23 protein-coding genes, 3 tRNA genes, 1 other RNA gene and 1 other annotated feature are annotated in these 24586 nt (G+C 47.2%); of the genes, 4 read left to right on the top strand and 23 right to left on the bottom strand.

Annotated features, from left to right (window positions below; genetic code table 11):
• Positions 1-8: 8 nt before the first annotated feature.
• Positions 9-1031 carry a phenylalanine--tRNA ligase subunit alpha gene (gene pheS / locus PEPTYR26121_RS00265; protein WP_180498093.1) on the bottom strand — a complete coding sequence of 341 codons (1023 nt, stop codon included), beginning with the start codon at positions 1029-1031 and terminating at the stop codon, positions 9-11.
• Positions 1032-1189: 158 nt separating this feature from the next.
• Between pheS and PEPTYR26121_RS00270 the strand changes: the two genes are divergently transcribed.
• Positions 1190-1263: transfer RNA gene (locus PEPTYR26121_RS00270), tRNA-Cys, on the top strand.
• Between the two features lie 220 nt (positions 1264-1483).
• On the opposite strand, the gene PEPTYR26121_RS00275 is transcribed toward PEPTYR26121_RS00270, so the two are convergent.
• From PEPTYR26121_RS00275 to hpt, 7 genes are all read right to left on the bottom strand, one after another.
• Positions 1484-1558: transfer RNA gene (locus PEPTYR26121_RS00275), tRNA-Gly, on the bottom strand.
• Positions 1559-1560: 2 nt separating this feature from the next.
• A tRNA-Phe gene (locus PEPTYR26121_RS00280) sits at positions 1561-1636 on the bottom strand.
• A gap of 77 nt (positions 1637-1713) precedes the next feature.
• Positions 1714-2601 carry an Hsp33 family molecular chaperone HslO gene (hslO, locus tag PEPTYR26121_RS00285; protein ID WP_246285850.1) on the bottom strand — a complete coding sequence of 296 codons (888 nt, stop codon included), beginning with the start codon at positions 2599-2601 and terminating at the stop codon, positions 1714-1716.
• A gap of 11 nt (positions 2602-2612) precedes the next feature.
• Positions 2613-3335: a class I SAM-dependent DNA methyltransferase gene (locus tag PEPTYR26121_RS00290; RefSeq protein WP_180498095.1), complete on the bottom strand. Its 723-nt coding sequence runs from the start codon at positions 3333-3335 to the stop codon at positions 2613-2615.
• Positions 3328-4059 carry an SIR2 family NAD-dependent protein deacylase gene (locus PEPTYR26121_RS00295; protein ID WP_180498097.1) on the bottom strand — a complete coding sequence of 244 codons (732 nt, stop codon included), beginning with the start codon at positions 4057-4059 and terminating at the stop codon, positions 3328-3330. Before PEPTYR26121_RS00295 ends, PEPTYR26121_RS00290 begins: the two co-directional genes overlap by 8 nt.
• A gap of 9 nt (positions 4060-4068) precedes the next feature.
• On the bottom strand, positions 4069-4947 hold the full coding sequence (locus PEPTYR26121_RS00300) for a CPBP family intramembrane glutamic endopeptidase (RefSeq protein WP_180498099.1): 879 nt from the start codon (positions 4945-4947) through the stop codon (positions 4069-4071).
• Positions 4895-5419 (bottom strand): hypoxanthine phosphoribosyltransferase, encoded by a 525-nt coding sequence (gene hpt, locus PEPTYR26121_RS00305; protein WP_180498101.1) that lies wholly within the window; start codon positions 5417-5419, stop codon positions 4895-4897. The genes PEPTYR26121_RS00300 and hpt overlap by 53 nt, the downstream gene beginning before the upstream one ends.
• An 87-nt stretch (positions 5420-5506) precedes the next feature.
• On the opposite strand from hpt, the gene PEPTYR26121_RS00310 reads away from it, so the two are divergent.
• Positions 5507-5968 carry a DUF4364 family protein gene (locus PEPTYR26121_RS00310; protein ID WP_180498104.1) on the top strand — a complete coding sequence of 154 codons (462 nt, stop codon included), beginning with the start codon at positions 5507-5509 and terminating at the stop codon, positions 5966-5968.
• An 18-nt stretch (positions 5969-5986) separates the two neighbouring features.
• Here the strand turns inward: PEPTYR26121_RS00310 and PEPTYR26121_RS00315 are convergent, their stop codons facing one another.
• The 6 genes from PEPTYR26121_RS00315 to PEPTYR26121_RS00340 form a co-directional block, all read right to left on the bottom strand.
• Positions 5987-6502: an Asp23/Gls24 family envelope stress response protein gene (locus tag PEPTYR26121_RS00315; RefSeq protein WP_180498106.1), complete on the bottom strand. Its 516-nt coding sequence runs from the start codon at positions 6500-6502 to the stop codon at positions 5987-5989.
• 15 nt (positions 6503-6517) lie between these two features.
• A complete protein-coding gene (locus PEPTYR26121_RS00320) occupies positions 6518-6841 on the bottom strand; it encodes a DUF2273 domain-containing protein (RefSeq protein WP_218956299.1) in 324 nt (107 codons plus the stop codon).
• 4 nt (positions 6842-6845) lie between these two features.
• On the bottom strand, positions 6846-7406 hold the full coding sequence (gene amaP / locus PEPTYR26121_RS00325) for an alkaline shock response membrane anchor protein AmaP (protein ID WP_180498108.1): 561 nt from the start codon (positions 7404-7406) through the stop codon (positions 6846-6848).
• Positions 7407-7516: 110 nt separating this feature from the next.
• Entirely contained in the window at positions 7517-10180 is a 2664-nt protein-coding gene (locus PEPTYR26121_RS00330) for a valine--tRNA ligase (protein WP_180498110.1), read from the bottom strand.
• Between the two features lie 33 nt (positions 10181-10213).
• Positions 10214-10400 (bottom strand) — a binding site (T-box leader).
• 43 nt (positions 10401-10443) lie between these two features.
• The gene (gene trpS, locus PEPTYR26121_RS00335) at positions 10444-11433 is read right to left on the bottom strand and encodes a tryptophan--tRNA ligase (protein WP_180498112.1); all 990 of its coding nucleotides are present in this window, start codon (positions 11431-11433) and stop codon (positions 10444-10446) included.
• A gap of 16 nt (positions 11434-11449) precedes the next feature.
• The gene (locus PEPTYR26121_RS00340) at positions 11450-12760 is read right to left on the bottom strand and encodes an amidohydrolase (RefSeq protein ID WP_180498114.1); all 1311 of its coding nucleotides are present in this window, start codon (positions 12758-12760) and stop codon (positions 11450-11452) included.
• Positions 12761-12910: 150 nt separating this feature from the next.
• Between PEPTYR26121_RS00340 and rpsD the strand changes: the two genes are divergently transcribed.
• Both rpsD and murC read left to right on the top strand, forming a co-directional pair.
• A complete protein-coding gene (gene rpsD, locus PEPTYR26121_RS00345) occupies positions 12911-13504 on the top strand; it encodes a 30S ribosomal protein S4 (protein ID WP_180498116.1) in 594 nt (197 codons plus the stop codon).
• A 70-nt stretch (positions 13505-13574) separates the two neighbouring features.
• Entirely contained in the window at positions 13575-14975 is a 1401-nt protein-coding gene (gene murC / locus PEPTYR26121_RS00350; RefSeq protein WP_180498118.1) for a UDP-N-acetylmuramate--L-alanine ligase, read from the top strand.
• 120 nt (positions 14976-15095) lie between these two features.
• On the opposite strand, the gene PEPTYR26121_RS00355 is transcribed toward murC, so the two are convergent.
• The 9 genes from PEPTYR26121_RS00355 to dnaG form a co-directional block, all read right to left on the bottom strand.
• Complete coding sequence (locus PEPTYR26121_RS00355; RefSeq protein WP_180498120.1) at positions 15096-15974, bottom strand: DUF1002 domain-containing protein; 879 nt, start codon at positions 15972-15974, stop codon at positions 15096-15098.
• 409 nt (positions 15975-16383) lie between these two features.
• A complete protein-coding gene (locus PEPTYR26121_RS00360; RefSeq protein WP_180498122.1) occupies positions 16384-17721 on the bottom strand; it encodes an S-layer homology domain-containing protein in 1338 nt (445 codons plus the stop codon).
• A gap of 82 nt (positions 17722-17803) precedes the next feature.
• Complete coding sequence (locus PEPTYR26121_RS00365) at positions 17804-18742, bottom strand: S-layer homology domain-containing protein (protein ID WP_180498124.1); 939 nt, start codon at positions 18740-18742, stop codon at positions 17804-17806.
• A complete protein-coding gene (locus PEPTYR26121_RS00370) occupies positions 18729-19886 on the bottom strand; it encodes a CapA family protein (protein WP_180498126.1) in 1158 nt (385 codons plus the stop codon). Before PEPTYR26121_RS00370 ends, PEPTYR26121_RS00365 begins: the two co-directional genes overlap by 14 nt.
• A gap of 49 nt (positions 19887-19935) precedes the next feature.
• An RNA gene (gene rnpB, locus PEPTYR26121_RS00375) (RNase P RNA component class A) lies at positions 19936-20263 on the bottom strand.
• Between the two features lie 25 nt (positions 20264-20288).
• Positions 20289-21044: a Nif3-like dinuclear metal center hexameric protein gene (locus tag PEPTYR26121_RS00380; RefSeq protein WP_180498128.1), complete on the bottom strand. Its 756-nt coding sequence runs from the start codon at positions 21042-21044 to the stop codon at positions 20289-20291.
• Positions 21019-21690 (bottom strand): tRNA (adenine(22)-N(1))-methyltransferase, encoded by a 672-nt coding sequence (locus tag PEPTYR26121_RS00385; RefSeq protein ID WP_180498130.1) that lies wholly within the window; start codon positions 21688-21690, stop codon positions 21019-21021. Before PEPTYR26121_RS00385 ends, PEPTYR26121_RS00380 begins: the two co-directional genes overlap by 26 nt.
• On the bottom strand, positions 21687-22796 hold the full coding sequence (rpoD, locus tag PEPTYR26121_RS00390) for an RNA polymerase sigma factor RpoD (protein ID WP_180498132.1): 1110 nt from the start codon (positions 22794-22796) through the stop codon (positions 21687-21689). The genes PEPTYR26121_RS00385 and rpoD overlap by 4 nt, the downstream gene beginning before the upstream one ends.
• Positions 22797-24575, bottom strand: a complete 1779-nt coding sequence (gene dnaG, locus PEPTYR26121_RS00395) for a DNA primase (RefSeq protein ID WP_180498134.1) — start codon at positions 24573-24575, stop codon at positions 22797-22799. It lies immediately after the preceding gene.
• Positions 24576-24586: the final 11 nt, after the last annotated feature.

The following is a 24586-nucleotide window of genomic DNA, read 5'->3' on the forward strand; positions in this document are numbered from 1 at the left end:
AATTCCTCCTAGAATTGAGATAAGAAGCGGTCGTCGTTTTCAAACATAAGGCGAATATTGTCGATGCCGTATTTTACCATGGCGATGCGATCGATCCCCATGCCGAAGGCAAAGCCGCTGTAAACATCGGGGTCGATTCCGCAGTTTCTTAAAACATTGGGATGCACCACGCCGGCGCCTAAAAGTTCCATACTCCAGCCCGTCTCGTGACATGCCGGACAACCTTCACCGTGACAGACCAGGCAGGTTACATCGACTTCCGTGGAAGGTTCCGTAAAGGGGAAATTGTGAGGACGGTAGCGAATTTGCATATCGTCTCCGAACATTTCTTTTACGAATACATTCAGCGTGTCGATTAAATTGGCGAGGCTTACACCTTTATCCACTACGAGACCTTCAAATTGATGGAACATAGGCGAGTGGGTATCGTCTACATCGTCGAAACGGAACACACGGCCGGAACTTACGATGCGAAGTGGCGCGCCGTATTCTTTCATGGCGCGGATTTGCATAGGAGACGTGTGGGTTCTTAACAGCGTGTTGTCGTCGATATAGAAAGTGTCGCTCTTGTCGCGGGACGGATGGTTTTTTGGCGAATTGAGAGCGTCGAAGTTATTGGCCACGCTTTCGATCTCCGGTCCGTCGACGACGGTAAAGCCCATTTCCACGAAGAGATCTTCCAATTCTTCCTTCGTCTTTAAAAGCGGATGGCGGTGACCTACGCGAAGTTTCGCGGGATTTAGAGTAACATCTAAGTACTCTTCTTCCATGCGCACGTCATAGGCCGCTTCTTTTATATCGGTTTTTTTCTTATCTAATTCTATTTGAACTTCTTCACGTACTTCATTGGCATAAGAACCCATTACCGGGCGCTCCTCTTTCGGCAAACCGCCCAGGCCCTTTAGGATTTGGGTAAGTTCACCTTTTTTGCCGAAGTATTGAAGACGAATTTTTTCCAATTCTTCAATTGTCTTTGCGTTTTCGATAGCAGCGAGTGCATTCGATTCAAGTTGTTGAAGCTGCTCTTTCATAAGTACCCCCTTCGGATAGTGCTATTATCTAATGGTTCATTATATCACAGATTTTTTTGCGATCCTATTGCTCGCCGTAATAATCAGTATAAGTTTGCACAAAGTCTAGGCTTGCTTAAATAAAAAGCCTATGTTATACTTAACAAGTAATGAGTTGCGGCGACATAGCCAAGTGGTAAGGCGCGGGTCTGCAACACCCTTATCCCCGGTTCAAGTCCGGGTGTCGCCTCCAAAACCGTCGAGAAACCTCGGCGGTTTTTTTTATTGCAAATGAAAGGCTCTTAACTGTCCGTTGGAGATGTGTTCCCAGCAGGATAGTTTTGAGCCTTTTTTGTTAAACAGATAAATGCTTTTACTTAAACTTCTTCCATTCGTTTAAAGTCGATGCGAAAGTCCGGTTATTTTAAAAAACTAAAAAAGAGTATAAAAAAAGCCCGGTAAAAACCGAGCTATGGAGCGGAAGACGAGATTCGAACTCGCGACCCTCGCCTTGGCAAGGCGATGCTCTACCACTGAGCCACTTCCGCACTGGTGCCCGGAGCCGGAATCGAACCAGCGACACGCAGATTTTCAGTCTGCTGCTCTACCGACTGAGCTATCCGGGCAAGGTTGTTTAACAACCTTTGTCTATATTACAGAAATTTCATGAAGCTGTCAAGCCCCAATTAAAAATCTGCAAAGCTTATTCTTTATCCGCCGATAACATACTTTCCAGTTCCTCTTCGCTAAATTCGTAGCGACGATTACAGAAATGGCAAACGGCTTCGGCTCCGTGATCCTCTTCCATCATTTCCCGAATGTCGCTGTCGGGTAATGCGGCGATGGAATCGGCCACTTTATCTTTCGAACACTCGCAGACGAAGGCTACGGGTGCTTCGCTTAAAATCTTCAGGTCTAAATTAGGCAAGATAGCATTCATTAAACCTTTTGCATCGAGACCTTCTTCCAAGAGCTCCGTAACGGACTTCACTTCTTTAAGCATGGCCTCCAATTCCGAGATTTCTTCGTTTGTTGCGCCGGGCATAATTTCCACAATAAAGCCGCCGGCTTTTTTTACACTTAAATCTGTATCCACGGAAACGCCGAGACCTACTGCCGAAGGGATTTGTTCCGATTGAAATAAATAAGCCGCCACATCGTCACCGATTTCTCCCGTAGCCAGAGATACTTTCCCCGTATAGGGCTGACGCATACCCAGATCCATCGTCACGGTCAAAGTTCCCGGAAGGCCGACGATGCCGCTGACGTCGAGCTTGCCGTCAGTTCCCCTCGTAGGAAGGTCCACCATGGGGTGATCTACATAACCTTTGACATGCCCGTCGTTTTTACCCGTCACCACGATGCGTCCGAGAGGTCCTCCCCCGTCGATGATCATCGTAAGAGAATCATTGTCGTTCTTTAATTTATTGCGTAGCAAAATGCCGGCGATTAAACTGCGACCTAAAGCCGCCGTGGCCGTCGCCGATGTCTGGTGGGTAATGTGCGCCGTCTCCACGAGGGCCGTGGCCGTTACGACACTTACCTTAATGGTGCCTGTTTCATTAATCGCACGAATACAAATATCTTTCACATATACTCCTTTTAATTTTTCTCTACCACATAACAAATCCGTTCCGTTTTGTCGTGGGCTTTTCTATCCGTATAGCCGTCGTATGCTTCTATGAGCTTCAGACCCGCCTCCCTTAAGAGGGATTCCACTTGTTGTCGGTCAAAAGCCCGCTCCTCGTGGATCTCTCGATAGCGGTCGTATTTTCCATCTTTATCTCGAACAAACATGGTAATGCAATACTCGTTCACGGGAGGATCGTAGTCATTTTCCCAGATCAGGGTAAAATTATCTTCCTCTCGCATTTCCGTAAAGTTTCCGTAATCTGAAAAGCGCACATGAGTGTTCATATCGAATACGAAAAGTCCGCCTTTTTTTAAGTGCTTTTCCACTCTCAAAAAACTTTGGAGAAGTTCTTCATCACTCTTTAAATAATTCATACCGTCACAGAGACAAAGTATGCAATCGTAGGTTTTATTTATGTCGAAGGTCCTTAAATCCAATTGAAGAAGGGGAACGCCTCTCCCCCTTAAGCGCTCCTCGGCCAATGCAAGCATATCGGCTGAATAGTCGAATCCCGTCACCTTTCCGATGTCGGCAAGTTTTTCCGTTAACCTTCCGGTACCCATAGCCATTTCGAGGATCTCTAATTCCCTTTTTTCCGGCATAAGGGATTTCAACCATTGAAAAACTCGGTCATAGTCGTAATTGTCCATCACCGAGTCATAAATCTGACTGAATGTCGTGTAGCTATTCATTTAAGCGCTTCTCCAGCTCCACGAGTACGTCCGCCGCACTTCCCTTGAAGATGACATCCGCTTGGTGATCGTAGGGAGTGGAGCCTTGATTGACGATAATTAAATGTTCGGCAAGGCGGGGCAAATACGCAACGGGCATGACCTGGAGGGAACTTCCCACGACGAGCATAAGATCCGCCTTTTCAGCAGCCTTTACCGCCGCATCAAATGCCGGCGGCATGGCGTCGCCGAACAAAACCACATTGGTGCGCATATCGTGTCCGCATTCCGGGCATTTCGGCGGAATATTTCCCGCCTTCACCTGCTTGTCGAATTCGGCAAAATTCGTATGATAATGGCAATACTCACAACGGGCAGTGGACGCGTCGCCGTGCACCTGAAGCACATTTTTCGCGCCACCTCGCTGATGGAGATCGTCGATGTTTTGCGTAACAATTTCGTGTAAAAAGCCTTTCTCCTGCATGGCCGCCAGTGCCTTGTGACCGGGATTCGGTTCTTTTCCCTCGAGGTCTTTTAAAATCGTGTAGCCTTCGCTGTAAAAACGCTTGGGATCCGATTCCATAACCCCGACAGAAAGGGCGTCTTCCGGGATGAAATTGGTGTAATAACCTCGATTGCTTCGAAAATCCGGAATACCCGACTCCGTGGAAATGCCTGCGCCTGTCAGGCAAATGGCATATTTAGCTTCTTTGAATAGTTTAACCGCTTGATCAAAACCGTCCATTACTACCTCCTATGCGAAAGTTTTAATTACGTAGACGAGCACGAGGGCCGCCACGGGGATCCATTCCTTCCCGCGAACAACGGCGCCTCCCTTAGGTAAGGGGCGCTTAGAAGATTTTCGTAGAATAATAAAAATTCCCAGGGCGCTCCCCGCGAGGAGCACGAGGGTCATAAAATTTTTCACGCCGCCCATTCCCCTCACCAGGGCGAGATCGCCTAATGTTTTCATCCAGGATTCGCTGAAAGAGCGAACGAACAAAATGGAGCAGAAATTATATAGAAAATGTGAAAAAACCGATGCTTTCAATCCGCCGTAAAGGTAAATATATCCGAGGGCCAGGCCGAATAAAAAAGGCGCCATACTGTTTTGCCACTGAAAGTGGAATAGAGCGAAGAGAATCGCCGAAAACAATACGCTCCCCATGGGGCTTCGCCTTGCAAATTGCTCGCAAATGACGGATCGGAAGAAGAGCTCTTCGAAAAACGCGGGGATAATTGCCAAAGTAATGAGCTGCTTTATCAGTGATCCATTGGACTTTATAATGTCCAAATTTTGATTTTCCAGGGGCAATAATTGATTGAGTCCTTCGAGAAAAAGTCCGTTGATCACGAGGATGACCGGGAAAAGAGCCACGGTTAAAATAGCCGCCTCTTTTAAGCTCATAGCCTTTCGCTCTTTTGTGCGAAACCGCTTCCGACAATAAATCGCCGGCAACCCGATGGCGATGAATTCCGTCAACACCACGCCCCAGAGAGGATCCCTTCGTGAAAGTAGGGGCCCCAAGGCTAAAAATAAAACAGCCGCTCCTAAGACGCCGTAAAGTAATACTAAAAAATTAGTCTTCTTCGTAGGTGTAGATATAGGGTTTGTTTCTGTAATAGGGACCATAATTCAATCCATATCCTACGATAAATACATCGTCGATTGTAAAGCCCGTAAAGTCTGCGGCATAATCCACTTCCCGTCTCGATGGCTTATCGAGCATAACCGCCGTCTTTACAGAAGCAGGTTCCATGGCGCTAATGGATTTTACCACCGTCTCCAAAGTGTGGCCCGTGTCGATAATATCGTCGACGATCAGCACATCTCTTCCCTTTACATCGGCGCGCAAATCGCTGAAAAGCTTTACTTCGCCGGATGAAGAAAATTCATCTTCATAACTGGAAGTGGTCATAAAATCCACTTCCATCTTACTTTCCATGGCGCGAACCAGGTCCGAGCAAAAGACGAAACATCCACGGAGCAGGCCGATGACGAGAATTTCCTTTCCGTCATAATACTCGTCGATTGTCTTCGCCATTTCGGCGACGCGGCTTTTGATCACTTCTTCCGAATATAAAACGCGTTCTTTTCCTTTCATATTGTCCTCCTTATAGCTATTAACTCATTATAACAGAATCACGCGCTTGATTCTCCGATCAATGGTATAATTCTTGTAGGTGATAATATGAAGAGTGTACCCATCCATACATTGGCATCGGATAAACTGTATATCTTGGCATCCATTAAACAGGGTGGCGGCAAAATGACACGACGCGCCCTCCAAGACGCTATCCTTTCCGAGGGTCGGATGAATTATTTTTTTCTGTGCCAGTATATTCTGGAGCTTATCGAGGCCGATTTCCTCGTAGAACGAGACGAAACATTAATTCTTACTCAAGAAGGCGAAGAAGCTTTCGCTATGTTTTCCGATCAATTAAATGACGACGATGTTAAGGTATTGCATGTAGAAAATGTGGATTACCGCATAACCCACGAAGAAGACCACACGACGTACGAAAAAAGAATCGATGGGGAGATGGTATTTTCTCTATCGATCCTAAATTCTATGGCGACGGTTACAGATGAAGAGCATAAAGAGGCCATCATCGAAAACTTAATTCAATGCATCAAAAAAGCGAGCATCTAGTGCTCGCTTTTTTGATGATTACCATTGGCTATCGTAATTTCCCTTGTTTACATTGCCGGCTGCATTACTGCCTAATTGATTGGCTCTGTTCTTTTGTTTCTTTTCTTCGAAATCTTTACGAGTTAAAACATCGACAACTTCGACGTTTAATTCTACAAGATTTAAGCCGGTCATAAGTTTTAATTGTTGGGAAGCGTATTGTTTCAATTCGTCAAAAATGCGGGGAGCGGATTGGCCGAACTCGAGAAGCATTTTTACATCCAATACGACATCTTTGTCGTTAATAGTGGCGTCTACGCCCTTGGTGGAATCGGAACCGCCGAAACTTTCGGTAATGCCGGAGATTAAGCCGCCCTTAAGATCGAGAACGCCTTTGATTTCTCTCGCTGCGAGGGAAACGATCTTTTCTACGACGGAATCGTTGAATACTAAGGAATCGCGGTGATCTTCTTCTACTGCTTCTTCGCCCGGTACTTCCGGTACATCTTTTAATTCTTCTTTAATGTCTTTTTTGTTGTCATAATTGTTAGCCATTATAAACTTCCTTTCTTAGCCCAGGTTCTTTAAAAACTTCATAACGATTGGATTACGGTCAAAGAAACCGCCCACGACAAAACCGACGCCGATTAATATGGCGAGTAATAAGGTTTTGAAAAATCCAATGGTAATAAACAATATACCCACAATCAGCCCGATCACCATACCGATGGTGGTCTTTTTATAGCGATTGAAGAAGCGTTTCGTACTTCCCGCCATCGCATTCCCCGACATGGGGCTACCGCTACGGCCGTCGATCAATTGTCCCGACGGTGCGATATCGTAATCGCCGATATAGTTGAATTGATTTTCAGAATTTTGCGTAAATAGTCTCATCTCATCACCCCGCGACCTTTTCTGTTTCAGGTTCATCAGGATCCGTAAATGTTACTTCCACATCGCCTACGGGAAATCCGACATAGGTTTCCAGGTCTTGGCGCACGCGCGATTGAATGTTTTGCGCGAGAGTTTGGAGATCTTCCTCTTCTCTCACCCTACAGGCAACCTTAGAGCGCACCGTCGGATTTTTTCCGCCGTGAATGCTTACTTCCACTTCAGGTCTGGAGACTTGGTGGAAACTGCGCACCGAATAATCCACAACCGATTCCACGGAAGATTCCGTGAGGTAGACTTCACCGTCGGCATTTTTCATTCGAATGCTGCGTTCCCTTGTCTTCGTAATTAGAGCACGAAGAAAGAGGAACAGGCCGTAGGCCGCAGTAATCGACGCTAAAACGGCCAAGGTGTAAAAGCCCCACTCTTGATTCAAAGCCGAGAGCAGACTCTGTTGCGCCGAATCCATGCCGATTAAATTGCCATAGATCGAAAAGAAACAAATACAGGCAAAGACGAGAAGAATGATGGCTACTATAATGTCAAGCGCCTTTTTTCCTTTTCTCATGTTAGCCTCCCAAATATACAATACTGCTTTTCGTTTACATTGTAAGTTTACCCATTGCTTGATGAAATATGCAAAAAAGATGAGAGTTTTTGTAAAAAGGCGCTTTTATCTTATTTATCGATCTGTGATTGTACGAACGCCATGCGCTCTTGTAAGTTCGAAAGATTATTTTTATGGTTTTGAAGTTTTTCTCTTTCTTTATCTACAACCTCCGGTTTCGCTTTGTTGACGAAATTTTCGTTGGCAAGTTTTTTATCCGCCCGTTCAATTTCAGATTTCGTCTTCTCGATATCCCGTGCCAAGCGTTCCGCTTCTTTTGCATAATCTACAAGATCTTTCATGGGTAGGAAAAGTTCCGCCTTTTCCGTCACGACGGAAATAACATCGTCCGATACGTCTTGGCGATTGTCGATTAGTTCGATTTCGGTAATATTGGCAAGGTTTACGAAATGACCTTCCATTTCTTTATAAAGAGCCTTTCGATCCTCGTCGCCCGTTAAAACGTAGAGCTTGCTCTTGCGATGGGGCTCGATGTCCATTTCAGCCTTGGCGTTGCGGATGCCGCGAATGGCTTCCCGAACCACCGCAATACTTTGAACATCTTGGTCAAAGGCATAGACGCCGGATTCGGGCCACTGGGCGCTGATTAATTCCCCTTCGGTGCCGGGAAGGAAGGAATAAATCTCTTCCGTAATGAAGGGCATAAAGGGATGAAGCATAATAAGGATCTTTTCGAGCACATCGAGGAGAACCCCATAGACCACTTCCCTGTCATCGATATCGTCGCCGTAAAGGCGGGGTTTTACCATCTCAATATACCAGTCGCAGTATTCGTCCCAAATAAAATCGTGGACCGCTTCGGCGGCGAGGCCGATGTCGTATTTTTCGATCTTCGCCTCCACATCGGCTACAGTTTCATCGAGACGGGTTAAGATCCAACGATCTTCGCCTCGAAGTTTATCTTTTTGTACCTTGGAATATTTGAAGTCTTCGGGGAGATTCATGAGCACAAAGCGGGATGCATTCCATAGCTTATTGCAGAAATTACGGTTGTTTTCCACACGTTTATAGCTGAAGCGCATATCATTGCCCGGCGTGGTGCCCGTCACGAGGGTAAAGCGCAAAGCGTCGGCGCCGTACTCGGCGATAACATCCAAGGGGTCGATACCGTTGCCTAAGCTCTTGCTCATTTTGCGGCCCTGTTCATCGCGAACGAGGCCCGTCAAATAAACATCCGTGAAGGGAAGTTCGTCCGTAAGTTCGAGGGCGGAGAAGACCATGCGGATGACCCAGAAGAAAATAATATCGTAGCCCGTGACGAGAACGTCAGTGGGATAGTAGTATTTTAAATCTTCCGTGTTTTCGGGCCAGCCCATAGTGGAGAAAGCCCAAAGAGCGGAACTGAACCAGGTGTCCAGGGTATCCTCGTCTTGGCGTATATTATGGCTGTGGCAAGAGGTACACTCTTCTACATTCTCTCTCGATACTATGACCTCGCCGCAATCGTCGCAGTAATAGACGGGCAGGCGATGGCCCCACCAAAGTTGTCTGGAAATGCACCAGTCGCGGATATTTTCGAGCCAGTGGGTGTAGATCTTGCCGAAGCGATCGGGCACAAAGTGGAGATCGCCCTTTTTATAGGCTTCCAGGGCGGGTTTCGCCAGTTTTTCCATGGCGACAAACCACTGATTGCTGAGCATAGGCTCGATAACGGTCTTACAGCGCTCGCAGTGGCCGACGGCGTGGTGATGATCTTCGATTTTTACGAGATAACCCTCGGCATCCATATCGGCGACGATGGCTTTTCGAGCTTCCGAGCGTTCCATTCCCGCGTATTTCCCTGCGTTTTCATTAAGGTGCGCCGTTTCGTCCATAATGAGGAACTGACCTAAATCGTGACGCTCCCCGACGCCGAAGTCGTTAGGGTCGTGGGACGGGGTAATTTTAACCGCGCCCGTACCGAATTCGGAATCGACATAATCGTCGGCGACGATGGGGATCGTACGATCGAACAAAGGCAGGTGGACGTGCTTGCCGACCAAATCTTTATAGCGATCGTCTTCCGGATTGACGGCCACCGCCAAGTCCCCGGGAATGGTCTCCGGACGGGTAGTGGAAATTAAAATCTCTCCCTCTTCCCCTTCGATGGGATAGCGGAAAGTCCACATTTTGCCGTCTTCATCCTCGTGTTCCACTTCCGCGTCGGATAGGGCAGTCTTGTCGTGGGGACACCAGTTGATAATGCGATTGCCTCTGTAAATTAAATCTTTTTCATAGAGGCGGAAGAAAAATTCTTCGACGGCTTTCGAAAGACCTTCATCTAATGTGAAGCGATCTCTGGACCAGTCGCAGGACACGCCCAGCTTTTTCAACTGATTCTTAATATTGCCGCCGTATTCTTCCGTCCATGCCCACGCTTCTTCCAGAAACTTTTCACGTCCCAGACTTTCCTTTGTCTTTCCCTGTTCGCGAAGACGTTCCACAACTTTTACTTCCGTGGAGATCGACGCGTGGTCGGTGCCGGGAATCCAAAGGGCACTGTAACCTTTCAGGCGCTTAAAGCGAATTAAAATATCCTGCAACGTATTGTTCATGGCGTGGCCCATGTGGAGATTACCCGTTACATTTGGCGGCGGCATGACGATGGTAAAGGTTTTTTTGCCTTCTGCCTGATCTTTTTCTCTGTCCGGTGTAAAGGCGCCGTGATCCATCCACGCCTTATAAATTCTCTCTTCAAAATCTTTCGGATCATATGTTTTTTGCATATCGTTCATAAATCCTCCTCTCAATAGAAAAAACCCCATCCTTAAAAGGACGGGGTTTCCGCGGTACCACCTTTGTTCCGCAAAATGCGGCGCTCAAACTCTATAACGGCGAGTACCGTTGCCTTCGCAAATGTCGTAAGGGCGACCTTCAGTCGTTTTCGCAATTGCTCACACCACACGCAATCTCTCTTGAGCGAAAATGGGACCTACTCCTCCCCTACCAAATAGTTACATTCATTATAGAAACTTTCCCGACGTGCGTCAAGGAATGTTTAAAACTGCGCAAACCCTACCTTGCGATAGACTTTTCGAAGGGTCCGTTGTGCCAAGCGAGAAGCTTTTTCAGCGCCGGTTCTGCAAATCGATTCGAGCATTTCCTTATCTTCGCGAATTTCTTTATAACGTGCCTGAACCGGAGCGAGCCCTTCCACTACGGCTTCCGCCACGGCTTCTTTTAATTCGCCGTAATTCGCTTGGGCAAACTCTTTTTCCGCCTCTTCGGGGGTAATGTGTTTAAAGGAGCAGTAAATGTCCAGGAGATTTTTTACCCCCGGCTGCTCGTCGGTGTAGTGAACTTCGCCGACAGAGTCCGTAACGGCCCGTTTAATCTTGCGGCGAATGACATCGGGTTCGTCCAAAATTAAAATATAGGCATTTTCGTCCACATCGGATTTGCTCATTTTAGACGTAGGATCTTGAAGACTCATGATCCGTGCCCCAACCTTCGGCGCTAAAATGTCCGGCACGGTGAACGTCGGCGAATAGCGCGTGTTGAACCGCTCGGCAATATCGCGAGTGAGCTCGATATGTTGACGTTGGTCTTCCCCCACGGGCACGAAAGAGGTTTGGTATAGCAAAATATCCGCTACCATGAGCACCGGGTAGTTTAAGAGACCGGCATAGATCTCTTTCTGTTTTTGGGATTTATCCTTAAATTGGGTCATGCGATTTAATTGGCCCACGGAGGTAATAGTGTTCAGAACCCAGGCGAGCTCCGCATGCTCCGGAACTTGGGATTGAATGTAGAGAATGCTTTCTTCGGGATCGATGCCGCAGGCTACGTAAAGGGCGATCAGATCCAATGTGCGGCGTCGTAAATCCGCCGGCTTTTGAGGCACGGTAATGGCGTGCATATCGGCGACGCAGTAGAGACAGTTATAATCCTTTTGCAGATCGGCAAAATTGCTGAGAGCTCCCAAATAATTGCCGATGGTTAAGCTCCCGGAAGGTTGAATGGCCGAAAATACTATTTTTTTATCCATAAAGATCTCCTTTTAGTTAGGCTCTTTCATTTTCTTTTTGGGCTTTACGCTCGAGGAGCGCTTGGAACTTTTCTTCAACTTGGCGGCGAATCTCATCGAGATCCACGCGGGTAAACTGTCTGTCCCGCATAACGAACTCCCCGTCGATCATAACGTGCTTCACATCTTCCGATTGAGCGGAATAGCAAAGGGCGCTGATTAAATTGTTAATGGGCGTAAAGCTCGGCGAATTTAAATCGAAGCAGGCGATGTCCGCCTTCTTTCCCTCTTCGATGGAGCCGATTTCATCTTCACGTCCGAGGGCGTAGGCGCCGTTAATGGTGGCCATGCGAATGACATCCGCCGCAGAAACTGCCTCTGGATCCATGGTGACCGCCTTATTGACGATGCTCGCAATGTGCATTTCTTCGAGCATGTTCTGATTATTATTGGAGCTGTCGCCGTCGGTGCCCAAGGCCACGCGGAAGCCCTTCTCGAGGAATGTTTGCACCGGCGTAAAACCGCTGGCCAATTTTAAATTACTGGAGGGATTGTACACCGGGAAGAATTTCGATTTATCTACAAGATCCATTTCCTCTTCCGTCATGTGGACACAGTGAGCGGCGATCGTATGCACCTCGCCGAGGCCGAGGCCCATCATATAATCTACGGGCGTCTTGCCGTAATTTGCCACACTGTCTTCTACTTCTTTTTTCGTTTCCGAAGCGTGAAGATGTAAAAGTCCGTCCATTTCTTTGGCGAGTGAAATAATATCCTGAATGTACTCGCCGCTACAGGTATAAATGGCGTGAGGTGCAGGCGCCACGCGAACTAGATCGTTCCCCTTGCCGTGGCAGGAAGCGTACAGCATGCGAGTCTCTTCCAGTTTCTCCTCGCCGCTGCCGTCGATATCCGTCAGACCGCGGGTTAAAAGACCTCGCATGCCGATCTCCACAGCGGCATCGGCGACGCGATCCAGTTCATAATACATATCGCAGAAAGTCGTGGCGCCGGAACGAATGCCCTCGGCCATGGAGAGGAGGCTCGCCCAGTAAATATCGTCCGGCGTTAAATGAGCCTCCAAAGGCCAGATCGCCGTCGTAAGCCAAGTATTTAAATCCATATCGTCGGCATAGTTTCTGAAATAACTCATACCGAGATGGGTGTGGGCGTTGACGAAGCCGGGCACGAGGAGAAGATGGGATCCGTCGATTTCCTCTCCGACTTTTAAGCTTCCGCCCTCGGCAATGGTCATAATCTTGCCGTCTTTTATTTCGATGTCTTTGTTCTCTCTCACGACGCCCTCGATGACGTCGATAAAACGCGTGTTTTTAAAAATAGTATGCATGTTCCACCTCTTTTTTCTCTTATGGGTAGTATAACATAAGGAAAAGTCCTCATGTTAAGGGAATAAGCCCTTTACATACGGAAATCTATCTTATATAATAATTGAGGTTCTAAATTATCGCGGCAAATAATAATTTAGGAGTGAAAGATAATGGCAAAAATGATGGGACCTAGATTTAAACAATCCAGAAGATTAGGTCTTAACGTATGTGGACACCCGAAAGCAATGAACAGAGCAGGTAGAGGTACCGCTCGTTCCGATAAGAAGTTAACCGAATACGGTAAACAATTATTGGAAAAACAAAGACTTAGAGCATACTACGGCGTCATGGAAAAACAATTTTTCCGCTATGTTACAGAAGCTCAAAAAGCCGAAGAAGAAACCGGTCCCGCACTGGTTAAGCGCTTAGAAGTCCGCTTAGATAATTTAACGTATCGTATGGGATTTGCATCCTCCATTCGTCAAGCTAGACAAATGGTAACCCACGGTCACATTCACGTTAACGGACAAAAAGTCAACATCCCCTCCTACCGTGTAGAAGTCGGCGATGTTATTTCCTTAAGTGAACGTGGACGTAAAGTTGACATGTTCAAAGAAAACTTTGAAAACAACTTCGTCAACAGCTATCCCTATATCACGAAGGAAAAGAACAATAAGGCAACCTTAAGTTCCGAACCCGCTCGTGAAGATATTCCCATTGAAATCGAAGATCAACTGATCGTCGAGTTCTATTCCGGAAAATAATGAAATTGCGGATTTTTCCGCAATTTTTTTATTACATTCTTTAAACACAAACTAAGGAAGCGAGGAAAATATGTTTCAGTTTGAATTTGGTACGGACCACTACCACCACATTCACTTTATCGGCATCGGTGGCATCAGTATGTCCGGCTTGGCGGCATTAATGCTTTCAAAAGGTTATAGCATTTCCGGCAGCGATCAGAAAACCTCCTCCATTACCGATCATCTTAAAGAGCTCGGCATTACCGTCTATGAAGGCCACGATCCTTCTCAAATCGAAGGCGCCGATCTCATCGTCTATACAGACGCCATCCACATGGACAATCCCGAATATCGTGCGGCGGTTCAGCAAAAGATCGACATCGTGGACCGTGCCACTTTTTTAGGCTCCGTAATGCGAAACTTTCATGTTTCTGTCGCCGTATCGGGTACTCACGGCAAGACGACCACCACGTCCATGATCGCCACCGCCATTAAAGACGCCCCCTTTTCCCCTACCATTATGGTGGGCGGAAACCTCGGCGAAATCAGCGGCAATGTGCGTATCGGCACCGGCGATTTCTTCCTCACGGAGGCCTGCGAATATCGTGCCAATGTATTGAAGTATTTCCCCTCCACGGCGATTATCTTAAATATCGACGAGGACCACCTGGATTTCTTCGATAATATCGATCATATCTTAGATACTTTCAGGCAATACGCCGGCAATTTAGGCAAGGGCGATACATTAATCTTAAATAAGGACGACGAAAGAGCCTACAGCATGCGAAATGCCACCGAGGCCGACATCGTCACCATCAGTATTAAGAGCGATGCGGATTACATGGCGAAAAACCTCGACGTCGATCCCATAACCGGCCATATACGCTACGAACTTTACATTCGCGGGAAGAACTGCGGAGAAGTGGCCATGAACACCATGGGGCTGCACAATGTTACCAATTCCCTGGCGGCCATTGCGGCCTGCGTCGAAAACGGAATCGCCATCGAAGAGGCCGTGGCAGGTGTGCAGAAATACCACGGCGTCGGGAGACGCTTAGAGTTTAAAGGCGTCGTCGACGATGTTCGCGTCATCGACGATTACGCACATCACCCGACGGAAATCGCCTCAACTCTCCACGCCTTAAAACCCACGGTCACCAATCGTCTGATCTGTATTTTCCAACCCCACACCTATACGCGCACGAAGCTGCTCTTGGACAGCTTCAGCCATAGCTTTAAGGAATCGGATATTACGATCATTGCCGATATTTACGCGGCGAGAGAAAAAGATTACGGCGATATTCACTCGAAAACATTAGTGGATGCGGTAAAAGCCAATCACGACCAGGCCCTCTATATCGGCGAGCAAGACGATATTTTGGATTATATTATGGAAAAATCCAGACCGGGAGACGTGATCCTTACCATGGGCGCCGGCGATATTTATCGCGTAGGCGAACGCTTCTTGGAAAATTGCAAAACTCAAAAGTAAAAACTCCCATTTTAGAGCTCGGTATCGCCGGGCTCTTTTTTTGCGAAACTTCGACTGAAATCTCTCCAATAAAAAAGGTTCTCTGTCGACTATAATCGTCGATTGAGAACCTTTTATTCATTATCTGAATAGAGAAGCGATCCAGTCGATAAAACGACCGATGGCGCTTTTAATGGACATGAGCATGCTTTGTCCTTCTTCGCTACCGAGATATTCTTTCGCCTGGCCGGCGGCACCTTTCGCCTTTTCGGCGATGCCGTTCCAGTCGATGTCGGTTTTTCTTAAGCGATCGAAGAAGTCCGTCAAATCTTCCTTTTGTTGTTCGGAAAGATTAATGTTAAATTCGTTGGAAATGTTCACGATAATGGACTGTACTTCTTCCCGGGATTTCGGCGCATTGGCGGCTACCTGTTCCTTTACTTCCTTTATGAAGCCGGCGGCCTTTTCCGCACCGACATCATTAGCGAGGTCCGATGTGACGACCATCTCTTCATTGGCGGCCTTCTTCACATCGTCGCTGATCTTCTTGCCGCTGGTAACCTCATAAGCTTTCATGATTCCCGTAAGAGCCGCCGTTCCCGAAACATTCACCGGCGCATCCACGGTAATATTGGCGTCCTTAACCCCTGCAGTTTCCAAAGCTTGGCGGTACATATCGTCGGTAATGAATTTGATGCGCTCGGAAGTTTCCACGTGAATGCCGCTTCCGGGCTTCGTATACTCGATTTTGGCACTGGAGATAGCCTTGGAACCGATCTTCGCCTCGGGTACAAACTCGCCGAGATACTTATGCTCTTCTTCATTGGTAACCTCGATGATTTGGTCCCCTTCTTTGGCGCCGAATCGTTCTTTAAGTTCCTCCCTCTGAGCGTCCGTTAAATTTTGTCCGAGAGATAAAATAACATCTCCCTCCACCGCATCGGCAAATACCGGCACGGCGGCAATGGCCACCATGGCCACCGCAAGGGCGGTCGTCGCCCAACGTTTTATTTTATTCATAATTTCCTCCCAATTAATTTACACTTTTTTACGGACCTTATTATACCATAGGCCCGTCTGTCCTTAAGGCCCGGGGATCAGATTTAAAAGAGGCTTAGAAAAGAATTGGCAATTGGATTGTTATAGCGAGAAAAAATTTTGTAATTTGGAGATAAACATAATAATGAGCCCCGCGACAATAATTCCACGTCCCGTATTTTCATAAAAAGTCCTCTCACTCAAAGAAGATTTAAAGCGGTACACCTCTGAACCGAGTAAGCCGCATAGGAATATAAGATCCAATTGCGTACTCTCAATCTTTTTATAAATTGCAACAAGCTTCAAAATTATATAGCCGGCGCCAATACATCCGACGGCCACATCGGAGGAACTGATTCTCTTTCCATTTTTAATCATCTTTATTCGCTCCTCACTGTAACTGATCTTTAAGATTCAGCATCATAAGTGTCGCTTCCTCTCGACTCGCCGTTCCCTTGGGATCGAAGATTCCGCCGCTGCGTCCGTGTAAAATTTTTCGAGCCGTTAAACCCGCCACGGCTTTACGGTGCACGGGATGAATCTTGTCTCGATCTTTAAAGGGAAGTCGAGCCCCGGAATCGTCGTATTTCATGGCGACGTAGACGATGCGGGCCATTTCTTCTCGTGTAATGAGCTGATCCGGTCGGAAGCTGCCGTCGCCGTATCCGTCGATAAGGCCCGCCCTTTTCGCCGCAACTATGGCGTTTTTGTAATAGACCTCATCCGAAATATCGTCAAATCCCGTATCTCCGTCGACCAAGGGAAGCTTCATAGCGAGGGCCATCAAGAGAGTAAACTCTCCTCGGCTCATAGCCTCTCTCCCCTGGAAACTGGTAAGGTTTCTGTAAGCCGCCGTATTCATTCCCTCACGGTCCGCTAGGGCAGGCACCTTATTCGCCCAATTAGAGGTGGAATAAAAGCTCATAGCATAATTTAAAATCGCCATGGTGTCGTGGTAGCGTCGATCCTTCCCCGTGGATCCCATGACAACGGAAATCAATCGGCGTCCCTTTTTCGTGTAGGTCGCCGTCAGGCATTGCCCTGCATAAGATGCCGTGCCCGTTTTAAATCCGTTGATCCCTTTGAAATATCGAAAATCTCTATAAAACTTATTAGTGGAGCGATACACCTGCTCTTTATAGAGCGTCTCGTGCTTGGAGGTCGTATTCAAAATGTCCGGATAATCGTGAATTATGGCGCGAGTTAAAAGAGCCTGGGCCCGAGGCGTGACGCGATTGGGCTTGAGCCCGTTGGCCTCTGTATAGCGGGCGTCAATGCCGAGATCTCTCGCTTTTTCATTCATCCTTTCTGCAAAAACCGCTTCAGAACCGCCTCCCAAGTATTCCGCCATAGCGATTCCCATCTGATTATTGCTTCTAATAAGATAAGGCTCGAACAAGTCGCCCAGTCGTTCCTCGTCGGAAAAATTTGTTTTATCCCAGGGAGATTTGTTGCGAGCATTTTCGGAAATGGGAATTAGGGTATCCCAGCTTATTTCGCCGGACTTGATACTGTCTAAAATTAAATAGGCGGTCATGACCTTGGTCATGGACGCTGCCGAAAAAACTTTATCTGCATTTTTTTCGTAAAGTACTTGCCCCGTATCGTAATCCATAACGATAGCACCGCGGGCGCTGATCTGCGGCTCTTTCTCTGCAAAGGCCGTCGCCGGCGTCAGCAAGATGATAAAGGCGAGGAAAAAAGCCACAAACTGATTTGATCGTTTCATTCATTCTCCTTTCTGATATACCTTATCTATTTTAACAAAATCTCATGAAAAATCCCCGCAGTTTTCCGCGGGGATCCTCTTATTATTCCTGTTCAAAAACACTCATAAGCTTAAAGGGGCTAAAGCCTTCCAGCACTACATCGTCCACTTCGATCATGGGGACGGAGTGATAGCCTTTCGATTGAAATTCTTCCAAGGCCTTTTCATCGGTTTCTACGTTTTTTTCTACATAAGATGTTTTCAGAGTGTCAGTTAAAAATACCTTCGCCATATTGCAGTAACGGCAATCGTCGCGGGTATAGATAACGACCTTACGCTCCTTGCGTGCAGGGGGCGTATAATCGTTGGCCGCTTTTGTAATTCTCGCCATTTCGCTTCTGCGAATGGGGCGATCTCCTTCAAATTTTCCGTCGCTTCCCTCCGGCGCGAGAACATTAATCTTAACGAGAGCCGCCACATATTCCGCCACGGGAACCGGCTGATCGAACTGATCGCCAATAGTACCCAGTGAATCCAGGTCGGCCAGCTTCAAGATGCTGAGATCTCCATTGCGGGGCACGCGAAGGGCCCGAGCATAATAGGATGCGATTTCCCGTCTCGTCGGGTAACTCTTTCTCGGACGCTCGAAGGCTCCTGCCTTGCCCGCATCCATTATTTGCTTCTCCGTAATGACACGTTGTTCCAAAGCATAGGCTGCCGCTTCATAAGCCCAATCCTCGACACCGGCGCGGCGTGCCATATTTCCGTAGGAAAGGACGGCTTGACGCAACTCCGCTTTCGTCGGATTCTTGATTCCCTTGATTAGGGAGAAAGTTTCGGACAGGGATACCGGATCATTCGGTTTAAAAGTCCCGTCGGGGAATCCCTTTAATACGCCGGCGGAGCTCAACTCTTCAATATAGGGACGGGCCCAGTGAGTGTCCGAAACATCAGTGAAAGACGATGCATAGGCGATTTGTGTTAGACCGGTTGCGAGAGCTAAAGCACAAAGTGCAATGCCTGACAATTTATTTTTCTTCATGTTCATTCCCTTCCTTTTTCATTTGAATGACTAAATTCGGATCTACACGCTTTCCGTGTTCCTCTTCCGCCGCTTCTAAACGGCCGCGAACAGATTCCATTCGCTCTACGGGTATCTCTCCCGTAAGAGCTTCTCGCACGGGGATAACTTCAAAGTGAAGACCGCCTGCACTGTATTTATCTACATAGGTCGCTAAAGGTTCGAAGCTTTCCACGCGCGTTCCCTTTTCGTCCTTTACAATGGATGCGCGTACCATTTGTCCCGTCTCCACATCGCGGCGGTTCATGTATTCCCGCCTTTGATTGGAAACGAAATTTCCCATGGAATAGGCGACAAAGGTCTTACCCTCATCAGTCAACAGATTGTCTACTCCCTGAGGAACGTGGGGGTGAGATCCCAGTATAAGGGACACGCCGCGATCGGCTAAAAAACGAGCCTGAGCTTTTTGCTGATCCGTAGGCTCCTTGCGATACTCTTCACCCCAGTGTATAAAACAAATTATAGCATCTACGCCGTTTTCTTTTAAGTAGCGAATATCATTTTCCGCCTTCTCTTCGGAAAAAATATTCACGGCGAAAGGCTTGTCGCTGTTTCTTAAAATATCATCGAATCCGTTGAGCCCGTAAGTATAACAGATAAAACCCAACTTCATTCCGTTGACCTCTTTTATTAAAGGCGGCGCATCTTCTACCTGAGTGCCCATTACATCGAGACCGGCTTCTTTTAAATAGTTGTATGTGCTTTCCACCCCGGGGCCTAGTTTATCGTAACTGTGATTATTGGCGGTGGAGATAATATGGAATCCGACTTCTTTAAAATCGCGGGCCACTTCTTTTGGAGAAGAAAATACAGGATAGGTTGTATAGCCCTTTGAACCGTCCGTAAGTGTGGTTTCCAGATTGATCATGGCGATATCCGCTTCCTGAATATAAGGTGTTAGATAGCGAAATATGGGCTTAAAATCGTATCCCTCGCCGGATTGCGCCGCGCGGAGCTGAGGTCTGTGTAGCATGAAATCGCCGAATGCCACAATCTCCACACGTTTCGGCGGTTCCGGTTCCGGCTTTTGCGGTGGTGTTTGATCTAAAGTTGCGCAACCCGTTAATACGGAGATCAGCCCCAAGGTAATGAGTATTTTTTTCATCTTACGCTCCTTTGAAGTATGTACAAAAAAAGCGGAGAAACCTCCGCTCTTGTCGACTACGTCTATAAGCCGTGTTTTGTATTCGTTAACTATCTGTCTGGTCCTTCCGTCACCGGAAGGCTCTAGCGACCTACCTAACCGGAGGCGACGAGTAATCGCCTTTAATCCACTTCGGTCTTGCTTCGAATGGGGTTTACATAGCCGTATAGTCGCCTATACGCTGGTGAGCTCTTACCTCACCTTTCCACCCTTACCTTTGCAGGCGGTATATCTCTGTTGCACTAGCCTTGGGGTCGCCCCCACCGGACGTTATCCGGCATCCTTACTCTGTGAAGCACGGACTTTCCTCGCATACGCGCAGTTAACCGACGTACTCGACTTCTTATTTTACCATAGGATTCTTTAAATATCAAAGACAAAGGGACTGTTCATTACTACATGAGCGGCTGCATCGGAAACCTCTTCCACCCAATAGGCCATGGTTTCAAGAATCGCCTTTTCACTGTGGAAGTGGCCTATGTCCAAGACCATAAGGCCGATTTCGTAGGCCCGTTGACCGTCGTGGTGCTTTACATCGCCTGTAATTAAAACATCCGCTCCTTTAAGTGCAGCTTCGTCGATATAATCGGCGCCGCTTCCCCCGACAAAGGCGACGGTCTCCACCTGTTCTTTTCTCCGCCCGTAACAACGCACGCCGGTAATGGCTTCTCTTTCGAAGATATTTTTAAAATCCGCAAGATCTAATGAAGCCGTCCCCATAATGCCCAGCTCGTCTTCATCGCTTAAAGTCCTTACACTTTGAAGCCCGAGTTTTTCAATCCACTGATCATTGACGCCGCCCTTGGCTTTATCCATGGACGTGTGAGATGAATAGACGGAGATATTATGACGAATAAGATCGCACACCATTTTCCCTCTAAGGCTTACATCGTCCACATATTCGAGAGGAGAGAAAATAAAGGGGTGATGAGTGAGGATCAGCTCCGCACCCTTTTCAATGGCAAGATCTACTACATCTCGGGTAACATCCATGGCCACCACTACATTCTTCACTTCCCGCTCTTCCAGTCGCAATTGCCAGCCCGTTTTATCCCAGGGCTCTTGTAGTTCTTCCGGTGCCCAGGCCCGTAGCTTATCGACAAGTTCTACTGTATTCAAGATAATCCTCCCATCGCTTGACATCCGATTCCGCTTTTTCGATTATATCCGCTCTCCCGCTTTTTTCCACGGCGCGGCGCACATCTCGAAGTCTCTCCAGTTCTTTTTCCGCCATGGGAATAAAATCTCCGTAATGGGCAAAACTTTTCCAGTCTATGAACGTGTTCTCGCCTTTTTTAACGAGGAGAATGGGATAAAATTTTTCTCTCTCCTCCACGAGATCCGATTGTACTAAGGCGAATCCGGATCTGTTTAAATAATCGAAGAGATCTTCCGCACCCTGCATAGGCTGCAGGATCATATAATCTAAAGCCTCTACTTTTTCCCTGTCATTTTGTAAAATATCGGCGATCAATCGTCCGCCCATACCCATAATAATGGCGGCGTTTAATTCGCCCGACTCCATGGGTTTAAAACCGTCTCCCACTCTTATGTCATAATATTCCTCGGGAAATGTCGAGGACAAAAGACCCCGTGCTTTTTCCAGACTGGGCGCCGAAATATCGCTTGCGATTACTTTTTTTACACGATTCTCCTCTAAAAGAGCATAGGAGATATAGCCGTGATCACAACCTATATCTCCTATGCACTCCACGGGTTCTACCAGTTCAAGCACCCGTTTAAGGCGTTTTGATTCCGGCATCATTCGAGGAAATCCTTTAATTTTTTACTGCGGCTCGGGTGGCGCAATTTTCGAAGAGCCTTTGCTTCGATTTGGCGAATCCGCTCCCGAGTAACGTCAAACTCCTTGCCTACTTCCTCCAGAGTACGTGCACGGCCGTCCTCTAAGCCGAAGCGAAGAGTCAAGACCTGCTTTTCTCTCTCTGTAAGGGTCGTAAGCACATCCCCTAACTGCTCTTTTAAAAGAGTAAAGGTCGCCGCCTCTTGCGGAGATAAAATATCGTCGTCGGGAATGAAATCGCCTAAATGGGAATCTTCCTCTTCTCCGATGGGCGTTTCCAAACTGACAGGCTCTTGAGCGATTTTTTGGATTTCACGCACTTTTTCAACGGTAATGCCCATTTCCTCGGCGATTTCCTCGGGCTGAGGATCTCGACCTAAATCCTGCACTAATTGACGTTGAACTCGCACAAGTTTATTGATGGTCTCCACCATATGCACGGGAATACGAATGGTTCGCGCTTGATCGGCGATAGCGCGGGTAATGGCCTGACGAATCCACCAGGTAGCGTACGTGGAGAACTTAAAACCTTTTTTATAGTCGAATTTGTCGACGGCCTTCATGAGACCGAGGTTACCCTCTTGAATTAAATCTAAAAAGCTCATGCCGCGGCCTACATAGCGCTTGGCGATACTGACTACAAGACGCAAATTCGCTTCGGCCAGTTCCTGCTTGGCAAATTCATCTCCCGCTTCCATACGCTTTGCGATGGCCACTTCTTCGTCCGCTTCCAGTAGGGGAATCTTTCCGATCTCTTTTAAATACATACGCACCGGATCGTCTACATTGCCGCTGCGCACGGGATTTTCTTTTTTCTTTTTATCCGAGGCCTTCACCTTTTTTTCTTCGTGATCCTCGTCCTTTAAAATATCTACGTCTAAATCTTCGAACTCGGCGTAAATATCGTCCATTTCGTCGCTGGTAAGATCCACATCTTCCAGGGCGTCGACGACCTCTTTCGCCGTCAAACTTCCCTTTTGAACACCTTTTTTAAACAGTTTTTCTATGGCCGGATCTTTCTCCATTATATGTTCATCAAATTCGTGAATTTGACTATTGCTCTTTGTCATCTAAGCAAAATCCCCCTTCTCCATATCGTGTAATCGCGTATTTATTTCATTTAATTCATGTAATCTTTGATTTAAAGTTTCGGGATCCAGTCCGTCTCCTTCGCCACTTTTTTCAATGGCTTCGATATTTTTTAAAAGCTGATCGCGACGCGTCTTGAGCCCTTCTTCATAAATACGATCAATAAGCTCGTTGACAATCGCTTCTCCCTGTATTAGATCCATACCCTTTGTCAGCTCGGAAAAACCTTCAATTAATTCAGGATACATATCGAAAAAACGCTGCTTCCGCTTCTCTGCCCCGAGATCCTCTCCATAGAGATCTCCCAAGCGCCGGAATAGCTCCCCTTCTTTTTCGCTCAAAACATATTTCCACTGCTCTCTCTTAAGCAAAATGGCGTAAAAATCCTCTTCCTCTAAAGCATACTGCAGTAAGCGAATCCACAGTCCTCCATGAGAACTGTCTTGACTATTCATTTCTTTCTCCCTTTTTTTAGGGCTTACATGCTGCGCTTTTATTTGTGCCTGAAAAGATTCGGGGCGTATTCCGTAGGTCTCCGCATATTTCGTCGCGAAGACATCCCGCTCCACCGGGCTCTTTATTTTTTCTAAAACGGTGCTCACCCGATTTAAAAACTCCGAAAGTGACGATGCATCGTGTAGGTCATATTCCTTTTCGAGCATACCCACTTCATAATCGGTGGCGGAGAGCCCTTGGGTCAATTTACTTTCAAAGGCTATCTTCCCGTAGGTTCTAATGTAGTCGTCCGGGTCATGGCCACCGTCCAAAACGACGATGCGGGGACGCATGTCTTCCTCCATTAAAATATCGATGGCGCGCATAGTTGCCCGTTGACCTGCGCTGTCACCGTCGTAGCAGATATAGACCTGTTTGCCGTAGCGTTTCATCGTACGGGCCTGTTCCCGGGTAAGGGCTGTGCCCAGACTGGCTACTGCATAGCCTATACCTTGGGCGTGGAGAGAAATGACATCCATATAGCCTTCCACTAACAAAATCCGCTCCCGATTACTTACTTTCATCAGGCGATTCAAACCGTATAATTCTCTGCTTTTTTTATAAAGAGGCGTATCCGACGAATTTAAATATTTGGGCATGGAATCGTCCAGTACTCTTCCACCAAAACCTACGACGCGGGATTTCGTGTCGATAATGGGAAAGATAATGCGATTGCGAAAGCGATCGTAGTACTGCTTACGCTTTTCGTTAAAAGATACGAGATTAGCCTCGTACATTTCCTCTTCTTTATATCCTCGCTCTAAAAGATGCTTTAAAATCTGATCGCCGCCTGCCGGAGCAAATCCCAGGCCGAAAGCGATGATCATTTCTTTTCCGATGCCTCTATTCTCCAAATAGCGGAGGGCATAGGGATTTCGACTGAGGATGCCCATGTAATAAAGGGCCGCCTCTCTGTTCATGGCGGCGATGCGCTCACGCTTTTGAGTCATTTTGTCGTTTCGATAGGCAGGCTTTAAATCAATATTCAATTCTTCGGCCAGCTTCTCGACCGCTTGAATAAAACCCAATCCTTCTTTTTCCATGAGGAATTTAATGACGTCGCCGCCGACGCCACAGCCGAAGCAGTGGTAATAACCTTTTTCCCCTTGCACAGAAAAAGAGGGCGTCTTTTCTCCATGGAAAGGGCAGAGCCCCATATAGCTCCGTCCCTTTTTTTGAAGTTTTGTATAACGCCCTATGACCTCGACGATATCCGTTTCGCTTTTTACTCGTTCGATGATCTCGTCGTCGATGATCGATGCCATTTCCTCACCTC

This window comes from Aedoeadaptatus nemausensis, from assembly GCF_903819165.1.
GTDB lineage: Bacteria > Bacillota > Clostridia > Tissierellales > Peptoniphilaceae > Aedoeadaptatus > Aedoeadaptatus nemausensis.

Bases quoted from the DNA above. Each gene is read 5' to 3' on its own strand.
- pheS (WP_180498093.1), bottom strand. From the start codon at position 1,031: ATGAAAGAGCAGCTTCAACAACTTGAATCGAATGCACTCGCTGCTATC.
- PEPTYR26121_RS00290 (WP_180498095.1), bottom strand. From the start codon at position 3,335: ATGAATAGCTACACGACATTCAGTCAGATTTATGACTCGGTGATGGAC.
- PEPTYR26121_RS00295 (WP_180498097.1), bottom strand. From the start codon at position 4,059: ATGGACGGTTTTGATCAAGCGGTTAAACTATTCAAAGAAGCTAAATAT.
- PEPTYR26121_RS00300 (WP_180498099.1), bottom strand. From the start codon at position 4,947: ATGGTCCCTATTACAGAAACAAACCCTATATCTACACCTACGAAGAAG.
- hpt (WP_180498101.1), bottom strand. From the start codon at position 5,419: ATGAAAGGAAAAGAACGCGTTTTATATTCGGAAGAAGTGATCAAAAGC.
- PEPTYR26121_RS00310 (WP_180498104.1), top strand. From the start codon at position 5,507: ATGAAGAGTGTACCCATCCATACATTGGCATCGGATAAACTGTATATC.
- PEPTYR26121_RS00315 (WP_180498106.1), bottom strand. From the start codon at position 6,502: ATGGCTAACAATTATGACAACAAAAAAGACATTAAAGAAGAATTAAAA.
- PEPTYR26121_RS00320 (WP_218956299.1), bottom strand. From the start codon at position 6,841: ATGAGACTATTTACGCAAAATTCTGAAAATCAATTCAACTATATCGGC.
- amaP (WP_180498108.1), bottom strand. From the start codon at position 7,406: ATGAGAAAAGGAAAAAAGGCGCTTGACATTATAGTAGCCATCATTCTT.
- PEPTYR26121_RS00330 (WP_180498110.1), bottom strand. From the start codon at position 10,180: ATGAACGATATGCAAAAAACATATGATCCGAAAGATTTTGAAGAGAGA.
- trpS (WP_180498112.1), bottom strand. From the start codon at position 11,433: ATGGATAAAAAAATAGTATTTTCGGCCATTCAACCTTCCGGGAGCTTA.
- PEPTYR26121_RS00340 (WP_180498114.1), bottom strand. From the start codon at position 12,760: ATGCATACTATTTTTAAAAACACGCGTTTTATCGACGTCATCGAGGGC.
- rpsD (WP_180498116.1), top strand. From the start codon at position 12,911: ATGGCAAAAATGATGGGACCTAGATTTAAACAATCCAGAAGATTAGGT.
- murC (WP_180498118.1), top strand. From the start codon at position 13,575: ATGTTTCAGTTTGAATTTGGTACGGACCACTACCACCACATTCACTTT.
- PEPTYR26121_RS00355 (WP_180498120.1), bottom strand. From the start codon at position 15,974: ATGAATAAAATAAAACGTTGGGCGACGACCGCCCTTGCGGTGGCCATG.
- PEPTYR26121_RS00360 (WP_180498122.1), bottom strand. From the start codon at position 17,721: ATGAAACGATCAAATCAGTTTGTGGCTTTTTTCCTCGCCTTTATCATC.
- PEPTYR26121_RS00365 (WP_180498124.1), bottom strand. From the start codon at position 18,742: ATGAAGAAAAATAAATTGTCAGGCATTGCACTTTGTGCTTTAGCTCTC.
- PEPTYR26121_RS00370 (WP_180498126.1), bottom strand. From the start codon at position 19,886: ATGAAAAAAATACTCATTACCTTGGGGCTGATCTCCGTATTAACGGGT.
- PEPTYR26121_RS00385 (WP_180498130.1), bottom strand. From the start codon at position 21,690: ATGATGCCGGAATCAAAACGCCTTAAACGGGTGCTTGAACTGGTAGAA.
- rpoD (WP_180498132.1), bottom strand. From the start codon at position 22,796: ATGACAAAGAGCAATAGTCAAATTCACGAATTTGATGAACATATAATG.
- dnaG (WP_180498134.1), bottom strand. From the start codon at position 24,575: ATGGCATCGATCATCGACGACGAGATCATCGAACGAGTAAAAAGCGAA.